Here is a 21,710-nt window from a genome sequence, read left to right on the forward strand (position 1 = left end):
TCATTCTCCCTTCGTTCCGTTCAGTTCATCGATGATGGCGAGTATCTCCCGGATGTCATCGATCACATACTCCGCGCCTTCTTTCCCCACTGACGGGCGGTCGAATACGAAGCCGTAGCGGGCGAATATGGTGTGCATTCCCACTTCGCGCGCCCCGACCAGGTCGCGTTCAGGCCAGTCCCCGACCATGATGGTATCCTGGGGCTCGCAGTCGATCGTTGTGAGCACCTTGCGGAAAGTGATAGGGTGAGGCTTCTTATACCCCGTATCCTCGAACGTGATAACCGAATCGAAAACATGCTGCAACTGGAGGTAGCACACCCGCAGCCAGGCCTCACGGCAGGGGGCGTCGGAGAGCACTGCAAGTTTCAATCCCCTTCGGAGAAGCCCGGTCAGAGTCATGTTTACATGAGGGTAGAGAACGAGTGATGCCTCGCGCGCCCGTCGATATGCCACCACGCCGCTCGACAGAATCTTGAAGTCTATATACCCCAGGTGCTCCTGGAGAAAGTTGTCGAACACCTTTTGAAACTCGATGCCCTTCTTGTCATAAATGGCATAAAGCTCCCGTTTGGCTTCTTTCGGGTCCATGACCAGTCCGGAGTCGATCATTGCGGTGACCGCGGCGGTGATGGCGCTCTCCTTCATGGCCATGAAATCCATGAGCGTGTTATCCAGGTCAAAAACCACTGCCTTGATCATGCGCATTCCCCGTTTTTTACCAGATAAATCATGGCGATTTCATTGCAGTTTGGAAAATGCACGCAGTTCACACAGTCGCTCCAGATTTTATGAGGAAGCTCCGATTTGTCGATCACCTTGAAATGCAGGCGCTCAAAGAACTTCTCTTTGTAGGTCAGCACAAAAATACGCTCGATTCCCAGTTCTCCGGCTTCAGCGAGAAGCAATTCGACGATGGGACGGCCATATCCTTTGCCGATGCAATCTTCACGGAGTGCGAGGCCCCGTATCTCCGCCAGATCCGACCACATGACATGCAGCGCCCCGCAGCCGATCATCTCTCCATCGACCTCGGCCACCATGTAATCACGGATGTTATCATATATCCAGGCGAGAGGCCGCGGGAGCATGAGTCCTTTCTGGGCCTGACAGTTCACAATTTCCGCAATGGCCGGGACATCGACCACCCGCGCTTTTCTCACCACTGCTGCGTTTACTTCTATCAACTATACATCCTCCTTTGCCCGGATTCTCTTTGCTTGCATAATCTGTTTATGCAGCGCATCCATCCCGGCGCCGCCTGTCACTGTGCGGCAGTCGGCGGATACCCGCAGATCGAATATTTTCCCGATATCGTCTTCAAAAAGTTCGGAATGCTTCTTGTAGACCTCCGTCGGTATCCGGTCCAGGGTCGTTTCGTTCTCCTGCGCCCAACGAACCAGCTTCCCGGCGGTCTCATGGGCTTTCCGGAACGGCATTCCTTTCCGGGTAAGATAGTCGGCAAGATCGGTGGCAAACATGCTCCGGTCTATGGCCGCTTCCATCCGTGCGGTATTGAAAACCATCGTCCGAACCACGCCGTTCAGGATCAGAAGGCAATCTGAAACCGTCTTCAGGGTGTCGAAGAAAGGCTCCTTGTCCTCCTGCATATCCCGGCAGTAGCTGAACGGCAGCCCTTTCATAACGGTTAGGAGAGCCATGAGATTGCCGTACACGCGCCCCGTTTTGCCCCGGATAAGCTCCAGGGAGTCAGGATTTTTCTTCTGCGGCATCATGGATGAGCCGGTTGAATACCGATCGGACAATTTCACAAATCCGAATTCGGCGGAAGACCAGATTATGAGGTCCTCGCATATCCGGGAAAGGTGCATCATGAGTATCGAAGCGGCGGACAGAGTCTCGACCAAGTAATCCCGGTCGGAGGTCGCATCCATGCTGTTCTCGGTCACTCCCGAAAAGCCGAGCTTTTCGGCGATGAATTCACGGTCGACAGCAAATCCGCTTCCGGCAACCGCGCCGGAGCCGAGCGGGCACTTGTCGGCGCGCTTCCGGGAGTCGAGGAAGCGCTCCCGGTCACGCTCCAGCATCCAGAACCAGGACATAATATAGTGGCCGAGACGCACCGGCTGCGCCTGCTGGAGATGAGTGTACGATGGAACTATATCATCCGCATGGTTCTCGGCGCATGCCACGATGCTCTCCTGGAGCATCCGGATGGAATCGCCCAGGCTATCCAAAGCGCCGAGAAGGTAGAGCCGCTCATCGAGCGCCACCTGATCGTTCCGCGACCGTCCCGTATGGAGTTTGGCGCCGGTTTCGCCGATAAGCGCGGTAAGACGAGCCTCCACCGTCATGTGCACATCCTCTGTCGAGCGATCAAAAACATACCCCGGTTTGGCTATATCCGTTTCCATGGACTTTTGAACTTCCTTAAGGCCGGATACGATTTTTCTCCGCTCTCTGACTGAAAGAATTCCGGCTTTTTCAAGGGCCTCGGCCCAGACAATGCTCCCCAGGATATCCACCCGGAGAAGCTCGATATCCACATCGATTGATGCTCCAAACTCCACCATGCCCTGTGACGGGTCCTCGCTGAACCGTCCGCCCCAGAGTGGTTTTGGGGTCGTATCCGCCATGTTAATGATCTCCCAAGTTCCGGAACCGGGCGCTCACAGTCTCCGGCAGGCCGAAAAGGTTGATGAATCCCCGTGCATCCGCCTGGTTGTAAACCGCATCCCGCGAGAATGTGGCTATATCCTCACGGTAGAGCGAGTACGGACTTTTTACCCCGACCGCGGTACAGTTTCCCTTGTAGAGCTTGACACGCACAGTCCCTGTTACCCGGCGCTGGGTGCTGGCTACAAAAGCGTCAAGGGCCTCACGGAGCGGGTTGAACCATTTGCCGAAATAGACCAGTTCGGCGTAACGGAGCGCTGCTCCCTGCTTGTAATGGAGCGTGTCACGGTCGAGAGTCAGCATTTCGAGGGCGCCATGCGCTTCATACAGCACTGTCCCTCCTGGCGTCTCATACACTCCGCGTGATTTCATGCCGACCAGGCGGTTTTCCACGATATCGGCGCGTCCCACTCCGTTCCGAGCTGCAACAGTATTCAGCTTCTCAATAATTTCCACCGGGCCGCACAGGACGCCGTCCAGGGAAACCGGCCGCCCCTGCTCGAACCCGATCTCGATGTATTCAGGCTTGTCCGGGGCCGCTTCCGGGGAAACGGTCAGAACATAGACATCTTCCGGAGGTTCGTTCCAGGGGTCCTCGAGCTTTCCGCCCTCATGGCTGATATGCCAGAGATTACGGTCGCGGGAGTAAATCTTCTCTCTCGTCTGGGCAATCGGTATGTTCCGAGCGGCGGCGTATTCGATGGCATCCTCGCGGCTCTTGATATTCCACTCACGCCAGGGCGCGATGATGGCCAGATCGGGGGCGAAGGCTTTATAGGCCAGCTCGAACCGCACCTGGTCGTTCCCCTTGCCGGTGGCGCCGTGCGAGACAGCGTCGGCGTTTTCTTTCCGGGCGATCTCCACCTGACGGCGGGCGATAAGGGGCCGTGCGAACGAAGTGCCCAGGAGATATTTCCCCTCGTACACCGCCCCGGCCATCATGGTCGGGAAAGCGAACTCGGAGGCAAATTCCTCCCGGAGGTCTTCGATGTAAATCTTGGACGCGCCGGATTTGAGCGCCTTCTCCTCCAGGCCGTCCAATTCCTCACCCTGTCCCACATCTGCGGCCATGGCGATGACCTCGCAGTGATAATTCTCCCTGAGCCAGGGGATGATGATCGAAGTGTCCAGACCGCCGGAATATGCAAGCACCACCTTTTTTACATTATTCATACTGTCTCCTCAATCCAGTTTGAACAGTATCTTCCATTTGCCTTTGTTCTCTTTGTATTCGAGACGGTTATTCAAAAGATCGGCCCGCTGCGGGTCAGCCGTATTTTTCAACACGTTGAACAGGCCCCAGAACTTCTCCTGTGTCAGCTTTGCCAGAAAATCCGGATGAAGATTATAGAGAAAGAGCATGGGATCGTCCTCGGAAAGCGCGAACAAAAGAGAACCGTTGGCAAGCTCTTTCCCGTCCGTCTCACGGTAAGTCCAGCCGGCGGGTACTTCGTAAATCTCCACATGTTCACTATCGCCGAGGAGCTTCCATTCCCGGGGAGGCAGGAGCACCCAGGTCCCGAAATCATCATAGGAATGCCGTATCCGGAGGTCGTTCTGGCCGGTGAAATTGGTACGGTCGAGAATGATGTACGAGCCTCCCAAGTCTGTCGGATTTTTCACCGCCTTGAGGTCACGCAGCATGTCAGAGCGCCTCCAGGGCATGTCGGCGAAGCGGATATCGGGCAGATACCAGAGCGAAAGCTTGTTCCACCACCACCCGCCTGTCCCGTAGAGGGGAAGGTGCGGGCGGTTCTTCAGCACTTCCCGATAAGCCCACCGGTACTGGTGCATGTTGTATGCAAGCGAATCTTTCTGGCCCCGGGCCGCTCCGTACGAAGTGAAAAGAAGCCAGGCCAGGGCCGCAAGCGCAATACCGCCGCCAACCCATCGAATCTTGAAGTCAGAGAGTCTGCGCACCTTCCTGGCTCCCAGACCCAGGGCGTCATTCATCACGAGACCGCAGGCAATGGCCATCGGGGGGGTAACGGTAAGCAGGAACCTGGGGAGTTTCACCATCATCTGGAACGAGGTGAACGAAACACTGCCAAATTCCAGGAACAGATACCCGATGAGAAACCACCAGGGAACGATCAGCAATTTCCAGGAACGCCGGCTTATTCCCTTCCAGGCCGCATACCCAACGCAGAGGATGCCGAAATAAAAGGTGTAGCCGAACAAGCTGCTCAGGAAGGGCAATTTCCCATCCATGCCCTGGAAAAATCCGGGGAACATATATCTCAGGTTGGTGAACCAGTTCAATGAATTTTTCGGGATATACCCGGACTGAATGAGCGGGTCCCGCTGGTGCTCTGCCAAGTGAATGTTGAACAGGAAATCCCCCGATTTGAACGCATAAACCAGATAGAGCAGGAGCACCGGCGCTGCAAATCCCGCTCCCACCAGGTACAGCCCGCGCTTCCATCGCGAAGAGCTGAACGCAAAGGGAAGGAAAAAAAGCAGGAAATAGTAGGAATTCTCACGGGCGTTGAAAGCCAGAAACACGCTTACCCCCACCAGTAGATACCACCATTTTGCCTTCGATCCCCGGCTTTCTTCGGCGGTGAGAAAAGCCCAGACTGCGAGTGCGAGGTAAAAGGGCACAATTGTATCGGGGAGGAGCATCGTACCGTAGACCACATCCCCTGGAAATGTGGCCAGCACAAAAGCGCCGAGCATCCCCGCATACGGCCCGTACAGCTTCCGCCCGATTAGGAATCCCAGCACGATAGTCACGAACGAGAGGAGCATGGGATAGAGAATAGCGATAAATTCCGACAGTCCGAAAATTCTGAACAGCAGACTGACCGGCAAAAGAAGGGACAACCGGAGCGCCCGGAAATCCATGCTCATATCCCAGGGCAGGGGCAGCCGGAAAAAAGAATAGCTGTACACTCCATAGGAGAAATCGTCCGCCTGGGTCAGCCCGCAGAAAAAACGCCACTTGAGCAGGGCGTTGACAAGCAGAATCGCCAGGAGCGCCCAGAGTGTGTAATCAAATGTTTTTTTGGCCTTTTCAGGCACTTATGTTCTCCCGGAGAGGAAGCGGTCGAATGTATCCAGAACACGGTCTATATCTCCCCTGTCCACTATCAGCGGAGGGATGAAACGCACCACCTGCTGACCTGCGGCGCAGATCAGTATCTTCTCCTTTTCAAAGAATTCCACCGCTTCGGAGGCGGGAAATTCCACCAGCGTTCCCATGAGAAGGCCTTTCCCCCGGATTTCCTTTATCGAGGGATATTTCTCCGCAAGGCGCACCAGTCCAGCCCGGAGGTATTCTCCCTTTTCCGCCACCGACCGCACGAATGAGGGATCGCTGAGCAGGTCGAACACTCCGCATGCCACTCCGGTGACAAAGTGGTTCCCCCCGAAGGTGGATGCATGTTCGCCGGGTTTTATTTCCGGCCAGACACGCGGTCCTGTCACAACCGCCCCGATGGGCAGCCCGCCGGCGAGCGGCTTGGCAAGGGTCATGATGTCCGGAGTGACATCGTAATGGGTGTAGGCATGAAGTTTCCCGGTACGGGCCATTCCGCACTGCACCTCGTCAACGATGAGGAGCATCTCCCGCTCCCGGCAGAGCGTTTCCAGGGCTTTCATGAATTCCGGCGCGGCAAGGCTCACTCCGCCTTCTCCCTGGAGCGGCTCGATGATCACCGCTGCGGTTTCATCGGTAACCGCGTTTTTCACCGAATCGATATCATTGAATACAGCTTCCCGGAAACCGGGCACCAGCGGCTCGAACGCTTTCTGGTACTTTTCCTGCATGGTGGCGGATAGAGCGCCCATCGTGCGGCCGTGGAAAGAGTTTTTAAAAGCCACGAAACCGATTTTGGGCCTGGTAAATTTTTTCCCCCATTTCCGAGCGAATTTCAATGCGCCCTCGACAGCCTCAGTCCCGCTGTTGCAGAAAAAAACCCGCTCCCCGAAACAGGTTCCGCAGATTTTTTCCGCCAGAAGCGCCTGAGAGGGAATGTGGTACAGGTTCGATGTATGGATTACCAGATCCGCCTGCTTTTTAATCAGCGCGGAGACCAGCGGGTGGGCGTACCCCAGAGCGTTCACCCCCAGTCCGCTTGCAAAATCAAGGTAAAGGCTGCCGCCGGTGTCGCAGAGGGTCACACCCTCCCCCTTCTCGAAAGCGAGCGGCTTACGTCCGTAGGTTTTCAGCACAAACTGCTCGGTTTTCCCGATAATATCCTGTGTGGTCAATGTTCGTTCCTTTTTGTAAAAAATTTAGATACCGAAACAAGTTCGGCATGACACGTGTCACCCGGAACTTGTTTCAGGGTCTAAATGAAAAAATGATAAGCTCGATACAGCCCCCTAACCCTCTGTCCCTTTCCCCCGAAGGGGGCAAGGGAAGTCGTTGCTTCACAATATGTTCCTGCCCCCTCCGGGGGAAGGATGTCCAAAGGACAGGAAGGGGGCTGCTTTGCGCCTGCTTTATCAATAAATCACCGTTCCCCAATGCACTTCCTGGCGCAGGGAATCCATGATGCTCTCCGGGCCTTTCCAGCCGATGATATGCACCCGGCCCACCCCATTTTTTACCGCCGCAGCGGAGCTTCTGAGCTTGGGAATCATGCCCCCGGTGACCTCACCAGTTTCTATCAAATGATCGACTTCCCCGATACCGATTCGCGGCCGCACCTGCCCGCCGATTTTTATGCCGGGGACATCGGTGATATAAATAAGGTCGTCGGCTTTCCAGACCTCGGCGAGCTTCTGGGCGGCATGATCGGCATTCACATTGTATGCCCGGCATTCCGGTCCGATGGAAATGGGTGAAACCACAGGGACAATTCGCTGTGCAAGGAGAACTTCGATAATCTCGGTATTAACATCCACAATCATACCCACATACCCGAGGTCGCCGCCTTTCGATGTCAGCTTGGCGGCATGGAACAGCCCCAGGTCGGTGCCGCTGATGCCGGCCGCTCTCACTCCTTCTCTTTCCAGGGCGCGCACGATCCATTTGTTGACCAGCCCGGAAAGCACCATCTCCACCACATCGATGGTGTCGCCGTCTGTCACCCGGAGCCCATCGATGAACTGAAACTGCCTGCCCATGCGGTCGAGCTGACGTCCTATGTCTTTCCCGCCGCCGTGGACTACAACCACATCACGGTCTTGAGGAATCATGGTAAGGGCTGTGGCAAACTGTTCTAGAATAAACTCGTCATCCAGAGTGGACCCGCCCATTTTTACCACGATTTTTCCGCTCACAAGAGACTATCCTTCTCATCGAATCCGAACATGACATTCATATTCTGCACAGCCTGCCCGGAAGCTCCCTTACCTAAATTACAGATGGCGGATATAACGATCAATTTATCGGTCCCCTCGGCAAGGCTGGTTCCGATATCGCAGAAATTGGTATCGGCCACAAACTTGCTTTCCGGGGTTGAGTCGCTGTGATAGCGCACGAAAAATTCTCCCGCGAAGGTTTCACGGTACAGCCGGTCGATTTCATTTTTCGTAAGGGATTTTTTCAAGGTGACCAGCATGGTCGATACAATCCCCGTTTTCATCGGCGCCACATGGGGAGCAAAGGTGATCATACAGCTTTCCCCGGCGATCTTGGAAAGCTCCTGCTCGATTTCACCTACATGCTTGTGGCTGCGCCCCAGGCTGTAGGGCATAACATTGGAATCGGCCTCGTAGAAATGCTTGAACATTTTCAGCGTCCGTCCCGCGCCGCTGATGCCGCTGATGGAATTCACATGGATGGCGTCGCAGACTATCAGCCCGGCCCGCAGGAGCGGGAACAGCCCCAGGAGCACCGAGGTGGGATAACAGCCCGGATTGGAAACAAACCGCGATTCCCTGATCCGGTGACGGTAGACCTCGGTGAGACCATAGACAGCCTTGTCGATGTAATCGGGCGACTCGTGCACCTCGCCGTACCAGCAACAGTAAGCCTCGGCGGAGTCCATCCGGTAGTCGCCGGCCAGATCGACAATGGCGATGCCCCGGTCATAGAATCCGGGAACCACCCGCATGGAGGTCTGGTCCGGGGCGCAGGTGAAAAGGACATCGATATCTATACCCTTCACATCCTGCGGATCCGAAAACACCAGATCGCACATGCGCCCAAGCGAGCCATACAATTCGGACATACGCTTCCCTTTGTCCTGACGGGAGGTGATGAAAGCAATCTCCACCTGAGTATGCCGTGAAAGGTAGTACGCCAGCCTCTGCCCCGTATACCCGGAACCGCCGTAGATTCCTGCGCGGATCATACAGTTTCCTCTTTGACAGATTGTTCCAGCCTGGACACCACACTCTTGATATCGTCCTCAGTGCGGGCGATTACCAGAATGGTGTCATCACCTGCAACTGTCCCCACTATTTCACTCCACTTCTGACGGTCCAGAATTACACACAACGCCTGAGCGTTTCCCGCTGTGGTCCGTATTACCAGGAAATTGCCGACCGGCTCATAATCAACCGCGAAATTCTGCACAGCGCGGCCTATCTCGCTGAGCCCCAATCCTCCATGTTCCGGGCCGGTAAGCATGTACTTCGCTCCCCCATCCTCCAGGGGGATCTTCACCGCTCCCATTTCACGGAGATCGCGGGAAAGGGTTGACTGGCTGGCGTAAATACCCCGGCTTTCCAGAATTTCCTTGATTTCTTCCTGCGTGGAACCGGAACGATTCTCAAGGATGGCTCGGATGACTTCGTGACGTTTGTCTTTAGCGTTCATAGAATCGTTTCCCCGCTCTCTCCGGTTCGAATCTTTATGGCGTCGAGCACATCATAAATGAATATTTTCCCATCTCCGAGCTTTCCTGTGGCTGCGCTTTCCATAATCGCATCGATCGCATTTTCCAGCTCATTGTCCTTGACAATGATTTCTATCTTTATTTTCGGCAGGAAATCCACTGTATACTCGCTGCCGCGGTAGATTTCCTTATGACCCCGCTGACGCCCGAATCCCTTTACCTCGGAGACGGACATACCTTTGACCCCGACCCGGGTGAGGGCATCCTTGACCTCATCAAGTTTGAACGGGCGGATATAGGCTTCAATCTTTTTCATGCAGGCGATCCCGGAATGAAGGAAATAGTGTTTTGTAATGCAATAAATTAATAATTATTCAATAAGAATGCAAGTTATTTTTGGGGAGTTCTTGCATTTTCTTTCCTTGTTCACTAATTTTACAGGGAAAGGAATACGATTCATGCCTGTAATAAACCAGCGCTTATCGGATATTCTCTCCTCCGGCATCATCGAATTGTCCCGGGGCGACCCTGGTATTCTCCTCTCCCGCGGAGTTCCGCCGGAAACTATTCGTGAAATTCAAATAATATTGAATATATATTCATCTAAATCCCCTTACGCCGTTTTTCGTATCATGGCCGCGATCATCCAGTTGCCTTCCCCGAACCGGGGGCTCCTGCGGCTGGAGCGTTTCCTGCGATCGGCTGGGAATAGTCTGGCCGCGCCGGAAGATTCCCGAGTTTTGTCAGACATACTGGCAATAATTTTCTCCTGGAGCGGAGCATTAACAGGAAGACTTACCGGAGACCCTTCGTTGATTTCTCTTCTGGCATCCCTGGAAAATCCGCTCACGCCTCAGCTCGACCGGGCATACTACCGGGATGCCATCCGGGTGCTCACCGGAAATCATAGACTCATTTCCGAAAAGATACGGGCAATTCACCGTATGCATACAGTGCAGCTCATCCGCATCTGCGCACGCAACGCAGATCCTCAAACGGATATTTCCGAGATAAATGCCGAACTCTCTCTCCTCGCCGAGTCGGTTATCGAAGCCTGTCTGGATGCGGCTCTGGAAGATCTTCCTGCAAAATGCGGGATAAAGCCTGAGTCTCATTCCCTCATCGTCCTCGGCCTGGGCAAGCTCGGCGGAATGGAGTTGAATGTCAGCTCAGACATCGATCTTATCTACCTTTACCGTGAATCGGAAAATCAGGGAAACGACGATCGGATTACTTTCCATACTCTTCTTGCCGAGCGCCTGACCCGTTTCCTCTCAGAAGCGACCGATGCGGGGATGCTCTACCGTGTGGATACTCGGCTTCGGGCCGACGGCTCCTCGGGACCGCTGGTCCGCTCGACCGGGGATTACTTCCGCTACCTGGAAATGCGCGGAGAAGCCTGGGAGCGCCAGATGCTCCTGAAAGCCCGCCCGGTAGCCGGAGACCGGGAAGCCGCCGGGGAATTTCTCCGTTCCCTTGAACGGTTCATTTTCACCACCACCATCACCCGCAGCCCGAACCGTGAAATAGTGGCGCTGAAAAACCAGATCGAGGCGCGCATGATCGTGGAAGGAAGCAAGAAAACCCACTTGAAGCTCATGCCCGGCGGCATTCGTGATATCGAGTTCATCGTGCAGTGCCTGCAGCTTCTCATGGGCGGCATGCATCCCGAAGTGCGCGCTTCCGGAACCATACCTGCGGCGGGCAAACTTCATAAGGCGGGAGCGTTGAGCAAAGACGAGCACCGCATCCTGTCCGGCGCCTATCGGAGATACCGTCAGACAGAGAACGCTCTTCAATGGAAAGAACTTCTCCCGGCTTTCACCCTTCCCGATACCCTTTCCGACCTGAACGAACTGGCGGAATTCATCGGTTATGAGAGCGGGGAAAATCCCCCCTGTCCCCCCGTATTAAGGGGGGAAACCGAAGGCAGGGGGGATATCAGGCGCGAGATCGAAGAACTCCGTGAACAGGTGCGGGCCATATACCGGGACATATTCTCACCCGGCAGTCATGATTCATTTGATGAAATGGCGATCGAGGCGGCCCTGGGTCAGGCCGGTAATGATCAGGAGAAGCGATTCCTGGAAAGTCTGGGGTTCCCAGAACCGGGGGAGAGCGCTCGGTATCTTTTCCGGCTGGTCACCGGCAATGAACCGGGGGGTGAAGCCGCCATCCACCCTTCTGTCGAACGGTTCGTTCCCATGCTGCTCAGGACCCTTTCCGATCTGCCGGACCCCGGGGGTGCATTGGAGCGTCTCACCCATATCGTGGATTCCTATTCCGCACGGTACACCCTGTTCGATGTACTTGCCGAAAGCCCGCGCTTCATGGAACTTCTGGCCGCCATTGCGCACGGCTCGGTATTTCTGACCGATATACTGGTCAAAGACCCCTCGCTCCTTGACTGGCTTGTGGAAGTTGGCGAGATTCGCAATCCGCCGGATGAAGGTAAAATCCTGAAAGAACTTCGTGCTGTCGATCGCGAGCATGAGTCGAACGAGGAATTCACCAAAGCCTGCCTCTTGGTTAAAAACCGCGAGGAGCTGCGCATCGGTTCGAGAAGCATAACGGGGCTTGAGGAAACCTGCGAAACTTTCGCCAATCTGGCCGTCCTGGCGGAATGTATCGTGAAAACTGTGTATGGCAGGGCTTTCAGTCTTCTCGGCGGTACGGATTTCTCACGCCGCCGTGATTATGCATTTACCGTGCTGGCTGCGGGAAGGCTGGGCGCCGGGGTGATGGATTTCGGTTCCGACCTTGACCTCATTTTCGTTTACCGGAGCGCTGCCGTGAAAGAGAATGAGGCGGAAATATCCGAATATTCGGTGAAGCTTGCCCGTCTTATCCTCTCCCTTATCACCGGAGGCGGAGGGGTCAACAAAATATACGATGTGGATACCCGGCTTCGGCCGGAAGGAGGAACCTCGGTTCTTGCGATCTCGCTGGATGAATACAGGAAATACCTGGATACCCGGGCGGTGGAATGGGAGAGGCTGGCCCTGATGCGGGCGAGACCGGTGGCGGGGAACGACCGGCTGGCCGCAGATATCGAAAAAACCGTCAGCCGCTTCGTCTACAGCGGAAGATTGACCCGCGCGGAAATCAGCCGGATTCTGGACATCCGGGCCAAAATGGCGGAAAGCTCGCAGAAACGGTATCCGGGCCAGATCAATGTGAAATCCGGTCCGGGAGGTCTGGCGGATATTGACTTTGCAGTGCAGGCCCGCACTGTTCATTATGGAAAGGAAAAACCGGAAATACGTCGCCGTCATACGCTGGACATTATTAAAGCGCTCAGCGCCGCCCGTCTCATCGACCGTCATGACGCCCTGACGCTCACGGAATCATACCGGTTTCTTCAGGATACCGAAAAGGCTCTGAGAATCGGTTCGGGGAGAGCGGTAAACACCCTGCCGCAGCCGGGGGTGGACCTGGCCCGTGCGGCCCGGCTCCTGGGGTTCAGGAATGTACGACGATTTCGGAAAAAGCTGGAAGATGTCATTTCCCTGACTCAGGAACAGTACAGCCGTCTGATGGCCGGGCTCCTCGAAGAGGCCGCAGACGAGAAGCTGCAATCATGACACCCCCGATAAAGCTGGGGATGATAAAGGTCAGCACGTTCTGAGTGAGCGAAGCGCTGAAAGCGGCTCCGGCAGCGATACCGAAGGGCGCGAGCAGTTTGATGGAGGTCATTTCCTTGATCCCCAGGTCGCCGACAGAGATCGGCAGGAGAACATTCACCAGATAAATGACCGGTATGGTTTTACATGCCGTCTGCCAGGAAAGATCGGTAAAACAGAGGAAGAGGCAGTAATACTGAATACTATAGACCAGGTAAAAGATCAGGGAAAGGAATAGCATGATCCCGGTTTTCCCGGCTGTAAGGGCATCAAATGCGGAAAGAGAATTCCTGACTGTGTCTTCAGTCGAGAACCGCCGCACAATCTTTACCAGATGCGGACGGAGCCGGTCGATATTGAACAGTATGACCATGAGCAGGATTTCAGCAATAATCGGAAGCGCTTTGAATGGATGAGGGAGCAGAAAAATAAGCGCAATCAACCCGAAACAGTAGATCATGGCCTGGTTCAGCCCCTTTTCCAGCAGGGTGAGCGAAGCGATTTTCATCCGGGAGTGCCCTGGTACGAGAAAACCCCTGGCAAATTCCCCCGACCGGGCCGGAGAAACCGCCCCCAGAAAAAAACCGCCGAACAGCGAGATGATTACCGACCTGAGCGGCGGTTTTGTGTTCACTGCGCCGAGGATATACCTCCACTTGAATACCTGGAGACACAGACTAAGGGGCAGGAGGAGAAGAGCCAGAATCAGGTACTGCGGCCTGGCCTGCTTAAAAGCGGCGGTTATCTCCGAGAGCTTCACTACATGAAGCAGCACCGCAAAAAGGGCAATTACCACGATGAACCGCGCCACACTGTAAAAGCGGCGGAAGCGGACAGAGAGGCTTTTCACCCACTCAGGCATGTATATTCATCCTCCGAAGGCCTTCGGTGCAGTTGCGGCACATGGGGAGCACCCGTCCCTGCCGGTTTAATACATTTCTGAAAGCCCGGTACCACTCCCCATTCCAGATAGATTCAAATGATTCGCCGAGGAGGTTCCCCATGGTATATTCGCTGTTCTTGTCGAAACAGCAGGGAACCACATTCCCTTCCCAGTCAACCTGCAGGCTGTAATACAATCTCAGGCAGCGATCCCGGAGCACCCGTCGGCGGTCGGTTTCAAGCCGTATATCTTTCCCGCGTTTCATCTTCCGGTAACGGGTGAGATTCGGGTCGCCGGGAAGGTAGGAGCTTAATGATTCTCCCCCGGAAAGGGAAGAAACCTGGAGAGTTTTGAACACCGTACGGTGCGCACCCAGCGACCGGGCCAGCGTTTTGAATTGCTTGAGGTCCTTTTCATTCCGGCTGTTTACCACGCACTGGAGCTCGATTTCCGGGCCGGACCTTTCACGGGCTGCTGCTTCCGATACACCGCGTATCCCCTCCAGAACCTTATGGTAAAAACCTCCAATCCTATAGGATTCGTAGGTTTCCGGGTCGACTCCATCAAGGGATACAATCAAGGTATGGAGGCCGCTCGCGATAATGTCCCCGGGATTATCGAGAAAGTGGCCGTTTGTCGACACGATCGTCCGGAATCCCCGGCCGGATGCCAGGCTCACCATGGGGAGAAAATCAGGGGCGATGAACGGCTCGCCCTGCCCCCAGAGGTAGAGATCGGTTATTCCGAGGGGAAGATTTCCGATGATATGTTCGAACTGTTCGATGCCCATGATTCCCCGGGAACGCCGGAGGTCGCCCGAACCGGCGGCGCAGTGCGGGCACCGGAGATTGCAGAGATTGGTCGGCTCGATAAAGCAGCTTACCGGCGCGCCGAATGACCGATCGGAACGGGCGAGGAATCCCGCGCAGGCATTGAGATAACCGGCCGCTCTTCTTACCCGATTCCTACCATTCCGAGGTTTCATCTTCCAGTCCCAGGTGTTTCCTGAGCAGGGGAACCACAAAAACACCCTCCAGGGGTTTGAGGGTTTTCATCTCGCGGACAAAAAGAGAAAGCGTGCCTGGGGGGTCCAAGGTTTTGTCGATAAAGAAAACCCGCTTCCCTTTCACCATGCAAAGACCGGAAGGCACGTCGACAGCATACCGTATCTCAATGCCGAGCCGCTCCGCCAGTTTTACGAATTCACGGATACAGACGGCTTCATCCATTTCATAGCTTCCACTGCATCATATAGGTCAGATAAAAATCATACACGAATCCGAGCGTAGCCTTGTCTATCGTATTATCCCGGTAAGAATACGTTCTCACATTCAAATCCAGCCCGAACTGCTTATATATTTTGAAGGTCAATTGATTGGTATTGATATGGCTGAACCGGTAATGGTACTGCGGGGTCGGATCCCAGAAAACATCGGTTGTGGAAGTAAACACCGCCGGATCGGTCAAAAATGACTTGGGGGCAAAGGTTTTTTTAAATTTGAAGGAAGTTTTGGTACCCAGGGTGTTCAGGTTGGTGAAATAATTGCGGGATGCGTTCAGCTCGACTGAGGCGGATTCCAGCCATATTTTGGGATACTGACGCTGCAGTCCGGTGCTGATATCCATTCTTATGGGATGTTTGCCCTTCCCGGAGTAGAGTATGGAATAGGCGGTAACCTTGGCGATCGGCTGCGATGAAAAGAACGATATATTGTAGAGATAGGTGTTCTTTAGCATCAGATAATCATCTGTTTTTGTATAGATGGTGGTTTTATCCGGTGGTTTATATCCCTGCCTCTTGTAACGCATATCGACCTGGACAGTTAATATATGACGATCCTTTTTAAGGTTGAACAGATTGTTCTCTGAAGCAAACCGTACATAGCCGAAAAACTGCTCCTTCAAGTCTTTGAATTGTTGTGTGGTGATGGCGCTTCCATATTTAGGCTTGTTTACATCCACATCGACCCTGTTGAAATTGGAACCAACGGTCAGATTCAAATTGAGCGTCCAAATCTTCTGTTTCGCAGCGCGGCGCAGCCGCTCATCCTTGTCGACAATATAGCGCTCCACCGCTGCAAGCATGTTTACATTGGTGAATCGTTCATCGGTACCGGCTTTAAAGCGGCTGTACCCGTTCCCGCCGGAGCGGAGATGGGTGGTGGTAAGAACCTTATAGATACTGTCGTCTATAACCGGGATGGAATCCACCCTGCCATCGGCGGTCATTCCGGAAATAAGCAGCCGGAGACTGGGGTCTGACTGGCTTATACTCATCTTTCCGATGGATTTCAGATCCGAGCCTTTCAAGTCATAGAGCGCCAGTTTCTCAAAAGGCCTGATGACGCTGCGGACATTGAAAATTGTCAGGCTGTCTTTAAGCGGATAGTAGAACAGGCTCTGCCGTTCCAGGAGCACCACATCCGCCTTGTACATATCTTTTAGAATGGATGTCACAGCCCCGCCGGTGCGGGTAATCGCTGTTTCTTCAGTATCCTTCTGCTTCAGCTCGTTGATGGTACGGTTCATTGAATCGAGAATTTCCTTGTCCGGGGGATACGCGTCCCCGAGTGTGAGGCTCATGAATTCCTTCGATTCGACGCCGCCCTGGTCTTTCACACTGAATATGCCGAGCTGATTCCCGGATTCCGGGCCGATAAATACCGGTTTCCCGAAAAAGAAAGCGGTTGTGGAAGTTCCTTTCGGATCGGAAAATCCTCCCGCCTGGTTATTGGTGATGAAAATATTCACAAAAGGATATTTTACCGCCATGTTCACGATACTCGTACGGTCCATCCGGCCCGCCACAATGACAATATCAGGGTTTTCGCGCGCCATGCTCACCGTGAGATTGTTCAGCGCTTCATCGTAGGAGACGATATCGATTCCTGCGACATTCTCATCTTTCGAATTACGGATGATGTTGGTATCGGACAGGGCCACGATACAAATCTTCTGGCCGGCCACATACCACATCGCATAGGGATCGACCATCGGACGGCGGGTTTTCTCGTCAACCACATTGGCGGAAATAAAACGGGGAAAGGAATCGCTCTCAGCCATTTTCCGGAGCGCCTCGACACCAAACATGAATTCGGGGGCTGCAGGAATAATGTAATCCAGTCCGGCCTGACGGGCAGCTTCCAAAAACTGGGCGCCGTTATCCTGTTTAACAATCAGAGTTGGTCCGAGGAGGGCGCCGAAACTGATGGCAAGAGAGCGGAAATCCTTGATCTGTTTGAAAGCGGCGGCCTGTTTGGCCAGAAGCTCATGGGAGCCTTCCGTTTTCCATCCGAACAGGATTGAATAACGATTGGTTGCATTCTGGGCAAATGCAGAATTACTGTACCCTGAAACGAGAAATCCCAGCAAAAGGAAGGAGATAAAGGATGAAAGATGAAGGATGAAAATCGTCTTTTTCTTTGGGCTTTGGGCTTTGGGCTTTGAGCTGTCTATTTTCATTAAACCTCCGGGCCGGTGGATTCATGGATGAATATAGGTTTTTGCCGCCCGGAAATCAAGAAAAGGATTGTCTGAACCATGATTCGCATGATTTCAAGCTTTTCACTCATTATGCAGGGCATCTGCCGGATTGGCGCGCGCCGCTTTGACTGTCTGGAAGCTGATGGTGAAGAGAAAGACAGCCAGCGCCATACCTCCTCCGGCTATAAATGTCAAAGGATTCATGCCGGTATGATAGGCAAAGGCGCCGAGCCAGGAGCGCATGATGAAATAAGCCGCCGGCCAGGCGATTACCTCCGCGACGATCACCAATCTGACCGAATCCTTCGTGAGGAGAAGGATTATGTTTTTATACGAGGCCCCGAGTACTTTGCGGATTCCGATTTCCCGTGTGCGCTGCCCGGTGGTGAACCAGGTGAGCCCGAACAATCCGATACAGGCGATGAATACGGAGAGCATGGCAAAATAACCGAGTATCCGGCCGACCCTTTCATCAGTGCGGTAGAGACTGTTAAAGCTCTCGTCGAGAAAAGAGTATTCGAAAGGACCGCCTGGAAAGATTTTTTGCCAGGACTCTCTCATGAAGTCCAGTGTGGCGGGGAGCGCATCCGGAAGAATGCGAACGCAAAGATACTGGTACCGGTTCGGCGCCATGAACAGTACGAGCGGCTCGATGGTTTCATGCAGCGAGAGAAAATTAAAATCCCGCATTATGCCGATGACCGAGCCGCTCCTCGGAATCCCCTGGGAAAGCTCCCGCCCTATAGATCCAGTATCCCATCCCAGCTTCCGTGCGGCGGCCTCATTGATGAGAAAAGCCCGCTCACGGTCCGATAGACTGTCAGGGGCAAAATTCCTTCCCGCCAGAAGGGTGATACCGAACGTGTCAATAAAGTCATAATCCGCCATGATGCCGTACATCGCTACCAGCCGGTCCGGGGGCGAACCTTCAGCTTTGAACTCATACCTTGAAATATCCCGGTCCCCCGGGGCATTCGAGGATGCGGCGGCTTGAATTACATGGGGATTTTTCAGAAGCTCAGTTTTAAATACTTCGCATTTCTGCCGGGCATCCCGGCTCCTGAGGGGGATAACCACTATGTGTTCCTTCTGAAAACCGAGATCCTTGTGTTTGATGTAGCTCATCTGCTCCCGGATTATTCCTGCGCTAATGATGAGCACAGTGCACAGGGTAAACTGCATGACAACAAACAACTCCCGCAAAAGAGCGCCCGATCTCCGGTCAGCAAATACCCCTTTAAAAACCTGAGCCGGAGTGAACCGTGAAAGGAATATTGCCGGATATATCCCCGAAATCAGCCCGACCAGAAGAGCAGCAACAAGAAGAATTCCCAGGAAGAAAAAATTATGGTAGTAAAGAATACTCATGTCCTTTCCGGTAAGGGTATTGAATACAGGCAGGACAAGCTCCTCAAAAGACAATGCGAACACCAGAGCGATGAAAGTAATAATAACCGACTCCCCCACGAACTGCAGCACAAGCTGGCTTCGTCCGGCCCCCAGCACCTTGCGGACAGCCACTTCGCGGGAACGGTCGAGCGAGCGGGCGGTGGAAAGATTCATAAAGTTGATACAGGCGATAAGCAGAATAAAAAAAGCAATGGCGGAAAACGCATAGATCGAGGTGATGTCGCTGTTGGCCTCTATTTCGCTCTCCAGGCGGGAATGGAGATGGATGGAGGTGAGGGGCTGGAGGAAGAAGCGCATCCTTGAAATATCCTCCACATCAAGGTATTTTCGAAGGAGCGCGGGGAATTTTCGTTCCAGCTCCCCGGGGTTATTGTAATTCCCCGGAAGGAGAAGGTAGGTATAAAAACCTGCTCTCTGCCAGTCAAGGAAAATATGCCCCTGGGTTTCAGCAAGGCTTGAAAGCGATGCGAGAAAATCGAAACGGAAATGCGAATTGCGGGGAACATTCTTGACGATCCCCGTGATCCGGTACTCATGCTCTCCCCCGATGTTCACGGTGAGCGTTTTGCCGAGAGGATTCTCTTTCCCGAAATACCTTGAGGCTGCTTCTTCTGTGATAACCAGGGAAAAAGGCTGCACCAGAGCATGCTCAGGGCTGCCCTGAATCAGGGGAAAAGTAAAAACCGTGAAAACGGCAGGATCGCAGAAAAAGAACCGTTCCTCGTGAAAACTGCCGCCCGGCCCGCTCACCACGGCGCTTTCATGATAGAACCGGACTGCTTCGATCAATCCGCGGAACTCACCGTTAATTGCGGAGGCCAGCGGTCCCGGAGTAACCGCTACCTGAACCGACTTCCCCGTGGTATGGTATTCACAGGCGACCCGGAAAATCTCACGGGCGTTTGCGTGATATCTGTCGTAGCTGAGCTCATCGCAGACATACAGAAAAATAAGGGAACAGCAGGCAATTCCCACCGCCAGCCCGGAAATGGTAATGAAGGAAAAGATTTTATACCGGGACAGACTGCGGAGGGTGATTTTCAGGTAATTCCTAACCATACTGTTTTCCCCGGATATTTTCCGAAACAATATGCCCGTCGAAGAGATGAATACGCCTTCGCCCGTAAATGGCGTATTCCGGGGAGTGGGTGACCATGACGATGGTGACGCCTTCCGCATTCAGTTCGCCGAGCAGTTTCATCACCTCATCGCCGTGCCGGGAGTCAAGGTTGCCGGTAGGCTCATCGGCAAGAATCAGCCGCGGATGGGTGACCACTGCCCTGGCAACCGCCACACGCTGCTGCTGGCCGCCGGAAAGCTGGCGGGGAAAATCATTTTGACGCGAGTTGATTTCCAGCCGGTCGAGAACTTCCTGCACCCGTTTTTTCCGTTTGATAGGAGGCATGCCGAGATAAAGGAGGGGGAGCTCGGCATTTTCATACACAGTCAGCTCTTCGATGAGATTGAAGTTCTGGAATACAAATCCGATGTTCTTTTTCCGCAGGGAGGCGCGCTCACGTTCGATAAGCTGCGACACTTCGGTTCCGAGGAAATAATATTCGCCTCCGGTGGGGGTGTCGATCAGGCCAAGCACATTGAGCAGGGTTGATTTCCCGCAGCCGGATGGTCCCATGACCGCAACAAATTCACCCTCCTGCACCGCCAGATTCACCGTGCTGAGGGCGACGGTTTTCACCTCTCCGGCAGTATATGTTTTCGTGAGATTGTTGGTTCGGATCATAAACCCTCACCCCCTGCCCCCTCTCCCGCAAACGTCTTCGCGGTTTCAACAAAAGCCCGTATGTTTTCGAGAGGAACTTCCGGCTCGAGAACATGGGTCGGCGAAAGAATAAGAGCGCCGTCATATCCAAGATCACGCGCCCGTTCCCGAACCACACGGGATACTTCCTCCGGGTTTCCGAAGGGCATAGTGGTCTGGGTCCCGATGGTCCCGTCCAGAACAAGGCGGTCGCCGTATTCTCTTTTCACCGTTTTGAGGTCGAGACATTCAGGTTGAACCGGATTGAGGATGGTCACTCCGATATCGATTAGTTCGGGAATGATGGCTTCGATGTTCCCGTCGCTGTGATACCAGATTTGCATGTCCGGTTTAATGCTTCTCGCCAGAGAGAAAACCTCCGCCCACCGTGGTTTCATGAATCTTCGCCAGAGCTCCGGTGAAAACATCATGGTTTTCTGGTTCGCCACATCATCCCCGGTCTTGATCCAGTCCACCTCGGCATGAGCCGCGGCTCGCGCCATTTCCAGATTCCTTTCTTTCACCCTGTCCAGAATGTAGTCGCACCATTCGGGGCGGTCGATCATATCCATGAGAAACTGTTCATACCCCCTGATCTGCCAGGAATCCTCATACATGTGCCCAATCCAGCATCCGGCGACTTTTCCGAGCGCATGGGCTTTATTCACCTCTCCGGCAAAATTGCGCGAGGAGAATCCCCTGATACCAGGATATGGAAAGGTTTCAATATCCACAAACCGCTGAACATGCCGAAGTGGACTGATATAGCTCGTAAAATGGTACATGCTGCCGGGAATCTCAAGAACACCCAGGGGATTGATGAATGCATTTTCCGCTCCATGCATTTCCTCGAAATACACGGAAAAATCCGGAGGCTCATATCCATCCGGCGGCAGCATCTCAGGCATGACCGGATTGTACATACCGAAAAAGTCCCGTATATCCCCGCAGCCGATGCCGTATTCCTCTCTTATCCGCTTTTCAAGATGGGGAGTAAAACCAGCATAAAAGAGGAAGCCCTGATGGGCGCGGTGATCAACAGTTGCGTGGAAACATTCAAGCTGATTCAACATGCAGGCAAACCGTTTATATTCAATGTGATCAATTTTTATGAAAGGAAATGGGTTCAGATCCTGAAACGAGTTCAGGATGACGCGCACCTATGTCATGCCGAACTCGTT

Annotated in this window: 18 protein-coding genes; 1 reads left to right on the plus strand and 17 read right to left on the minus strand. The window is 53.8% G+C overall.

The features are described from left to right. The 10 genes from Q8O92_03580 to Q8O92_03625 form a co-directional block, all read right to left on the minus strand. Window positions 1-702, minus strand: coding sequence for an HAD-IA family hydrolase (locus Q8O92_03580; GenBank protein ID MDP2982393.1), 702 nt, complete (start codon window positions 700-702; stop codon window positions 1-3). Beyond that, window positions 699-1,187: an N-acetyltransferase gene (locus Q8O92_03585; GenBank protein MDP2982394.1), complete on the minus strand. Its 489-nt coding sequence runs from the start codon at window positions 1,185-1,187 to the stop codon at window positions 699-701. Before Q8O92_03585 ends, Q8O92_03580 begins: the two co-directional genes overlap by 4 nt. Continuing rightward, on the minus strand, window positions 1,188-2,597 hold the full coding sequence (gene argH, locus Q8O92_03590; protein ID MDP2982395.1) for an argininosuccinate lyase: 1,410 nt from the start codon (window positions 2,595-2,597) through the stop codon (window positions 1,188-1,190). It lies immediately after the preceding gene. A 1-nt stretch (window position 2,598) separates the two neighbouring features. After that, window positions 2,599-3,810 (minus strand): argininosuccinate synthase, encoded by a 1,212-nt coding sequence (locus tag Q8O92_03595; GenBank protein MDP2982396.1) that lies wholly within the window; start codon window positions 3,808-3,810, stop codon window positions 2,599-2,601. Between the two features lie 9 nt (window positions 3,811-3,819). Next, complete coding sequence (locus Q8O92_03600) at window positions 3,820-5,661, minus strand: glycosyltransferase family 39 protein (GenBank protein ID MDP2982397.1); 1,842 nt, start codon at window positions 5,659-5,661, stop codon at window positions 3,820-3,822. Further along, on the minus strand, window positions 5,662-6,852 hold the full coding sequence (locus Q8O92_03605) for an aspartate aminotransferase family protein (protein MDP2982398.1): 1,191 nt from the start codon (window positions 6,850-6,852) through the stop codon (window positions 5,662-5,664). 237 nt (window positions 6,853-7,089) lie between these two features. Beyond that, window positions 7,090-7,869, minus strand: coding sequence for an acetylglutamate kinase (gene argB, locus Q8O92_03610; GenBank protein MDP2982399.1), 780 nt, complete (start codon window positions 7,867-7,869; stop codon window positions 7,090-7,092). Continuing rightward, window positions 7,866-8,885: an N-acetyl-gamma-glutamyl-phosphate reductase gene (argC, locus tag Q8O92_03615; GenBank protein MDP2982400.1), complete on the minus strand. Its 1,020-nt coding sequence runs from the start codon at window positions 8,883-8,885 to the stop codon at window positions 7,866-7,868. The genes argB and argC overlap by 4 nt, the downstream gene beginning before the upstream one ends. Beyond that, complete coding sequence (gene argR / locus Q8O92_03620) at window positions 8,882-9,352, minus strand: arginine repressor (protein MDP2982401.1); 471 nt, start codon at window positions 9,350-9,352, stop codon at window positions 8,882-8,884. The genes argC and argR overlap by 4 nt, the downstream gene beginning before the upstream one ends. Further along, window positions 9,349-9,687, minus strand: coding sequence for a P-II family nitrogen regulator (locus Q8O92_03625; GenBank protein MDP2982402.1), 339 nt, complete (start codon window positions 9,685-9,687; stop codon window positions 9,349-9,351). The genes argR and Q8O92_03625 overlap by 4 nt, the downstream gene beginning before the upstream one ends. Before the next feature lie 142 nt (window positions 9,688-9,829). Between Q8O92_03625 and Q8O92_03630 the strand changes: the two genes are divergently transcribed. Then, window positions 9,830-12,955 (plus strand): hypothetical protein, encoded by a 3,126-nt coding sequence (locus Q8O92_03630; protein ID MDP2982403.1) that lies wholly within the window; start codon window positions 9,830-9,832, stop codon window positions 12,953-12,955. Here Q8O92_03630 and Q8O92_03635 read toward each other — a convergent pair. From Q8O92_03635 to Q8O92_03665, 7 genes are all read right to left on the minus strand, one after another. Then, window positions 12,873-13,856 (minus strand): lysylphosphatidylglycerol synthase transmembrane domain-containing protein, encoded by a 984-nt coding sequence (locus Q8O92_03635; GenBank protein MDP2982404.1) that lies wholly within the window; start codon window positions 13,854-13,856, stop codon window positions 12,873-12,875. The two genes, Q8O92_03630 and Q8O92_03635, sit on opposite strands and share 83 nt — an antisense overlap. Then, window positions 13,849-14,862 carry a radical SAM protein gene (locus Q8O92_03640; protein MDP2982405.1) on the minus strand — a complete coding sequence of 338 codons (1,014 nt, stop codon included), beginning with the start codon at window positions 14,860-14,862 and terminating at the stop codon, window positions 13,849-13,851. The genes Q8O92_03635 and Q8O92_03640 overlap by 8 nt, the downstream gene beginning before the upstream one ends. Further along, window positions 14,843-15,106 (minus strand): hypothetical protein, encoded by a 264-nt coding sequence (locus Q8O92_03645; GenBank protein MDP2982406.1) that lies wholly within the window; start codon window positions 15,104-15,106, stop codon window positions 14,843-14,845. Before Q8O92_03645 ends, Q8O92_03640 begins: the two co-directional genes overlap by 20 nt. Before the next feature lies 1 nt (window position 15,107). Continuing rightward, window positions 15,108-17,339: a hypothetical protein gene (locus tag Q8O92_03650; protein ID MDP2982407.1), complete on the minus strand. Its 2,232-nt coding sequence runs from the start codon at window positions 17,337-17,339 to the stop codon at window positions 15,108-15,110. Between the two features lie 102 nt (window positions 17,340-17,441). Further along, a complete protein-coding gene (locus Q8O92_03655) occupies window positions 17,442-19,829 on the minus strand; it encodes an ABC transporter permease (GenBank protein ID MDP2982408.1) in 2,388 nt (795 codons plus the stop codon). Continuing rightward, window positions 19,822-20,511 carry an ABC transporter ATP-binding protein gene (locus tag Q8O92_03660; GenBank protein ID MDP2982409.1) on the minus strand — a complete coding sequence of 230 codons (690 nt, stop codon included), beginning with the start codon at window positions 20,509-20,511 and terminating at the stop codon, window positions 19,822-19,824. The genes Q8O92_03655 and Q8O92_03660 overlap by 8 nt, the downstream gene beginning before the upstream one ends. Then, complete coding sequence (locus tag Q8O92_03665) at window positions 20,508-21,602, minus strand: uroporphyrinogen decarboxylase family protein (protein MDP2982410.1); 1,095 nt, start codon at window positions 21,600-21,602, stop codon at window positions 20,508-20,510. Before Q8O92_03665 ends, Q8O92_03660 begins: the two co-directional genes overlap by 4 nt. Window positions 21,603-21,710 lie beyond the last annotated feature (108 nt).

Origin of the sequence: Candidatus Latescibacter sp., from assembly GCA_030692375.1 — a bacterium.
In the GTDB taxonomy this organism is placed as follows: domain Bacteria; phylum Latescibacterota; class Latescibacteria; order Latescibacterales; family Latescibacteraceae; genus JAUYCD01.

Bases quoted from the DNA above. Each gene is read 5' to 3' on its own strand.
- Q8O92_03580 (MDP2982393.1), bottom strand. From the start codon at position 702: ATGATCAAGGCAGTGGTTTTTGACCTGGATAACACGCTCATGGATTTC.
- argH (MDP2982395.1), bottom strand. From the start codon at position 2,597: ATGGCGGATACGACCCCAAAACCACTCTGGGGCGGACGGTTCAGCGAG.
- Q8O92_03595 (MDP2982396.1), bottom strand. From the start codon at position 3,810: ATGAATAATGTAAAAAAGGTGGTGCTTGCATATTCCGGCGGTCTGGAC.
- argC (MDP2982400.1), bottom strand. From the start codon at position 8,885: ATGATCCGCGCAGGAATCTACGGCGGTTCCGGGTATACGGGGCAGAGG.
- argR (MDP2982401.1), bottom strand. From the start codon at position 9,352: ATGAACGCTAAAGACAAACGTCACGAAGTCATCCGAGCCATCCTTGAG.
- Q8O92_03625 (MDP2982402.1), bottom strand. From the start codon at position 9,687: ATGAAAAAGATTGAAGCCTATATCCGCCCGTTCAAACTTGATGAGGTC.
- Q8O92_03630 (MDP2982403.1), top strand. From the start codon at position 9,830: ATGCCTGTAATAAACCAGCGCTTATCGGATATTCTCTCCTCCGGCATC.
- Q8O92_03635 (MDP2982404.1), bottom strand. From the start codon at position 13,856: ATGCCTGAGTGGGTGAAAAGCCTCTCTGTCCGCTTCCGCCGCTTTTAC.
- Q8O92_03640 (MDP2982405.1), bottom strand. From the start codon at position 14,862: ATGAAACCTCGGAATGGTAGGAATCGGGTAAGAAGAGCGGCCGGTTAT.
- Q8O92_03645 (MDP2982406.1), bottom strand. From the start codon at position 15,106: ATGGATGAAGCCGTCTGTATCCGTGAATTCGTAAAACTGGCGGAGCGG.
- Q8O92_03650 (MDP2982407.1), bottom strand. From the start codon at position 17,339: ATGAAAATAGACAGCTCAAAGCCCAAAGCCCAAAGCCCAAAGAAAAAG.
- Q8O92_03655 (MDP2982408.1), bottom strand. From the start codon at position 19,829: ATGGTTAGGAATTACCTGAAAATCACCCTCCGCAGTCTGTCCCGGTAT.
- Q8O92_03660 (MDP2982409.1), bottom strand. From the start codon at position 20,511: ATGATCCGAACCAACAATCTCACGAAAACATATACTGCCGGAGAGGTG.
- Q8O92_03665 (MDP2982410.1), bottom strand. From the start codon at position 21,602: ATGTTGAATCAGCTTGAATGTTTCCACGCAACTGTTGATCACCGCGCC.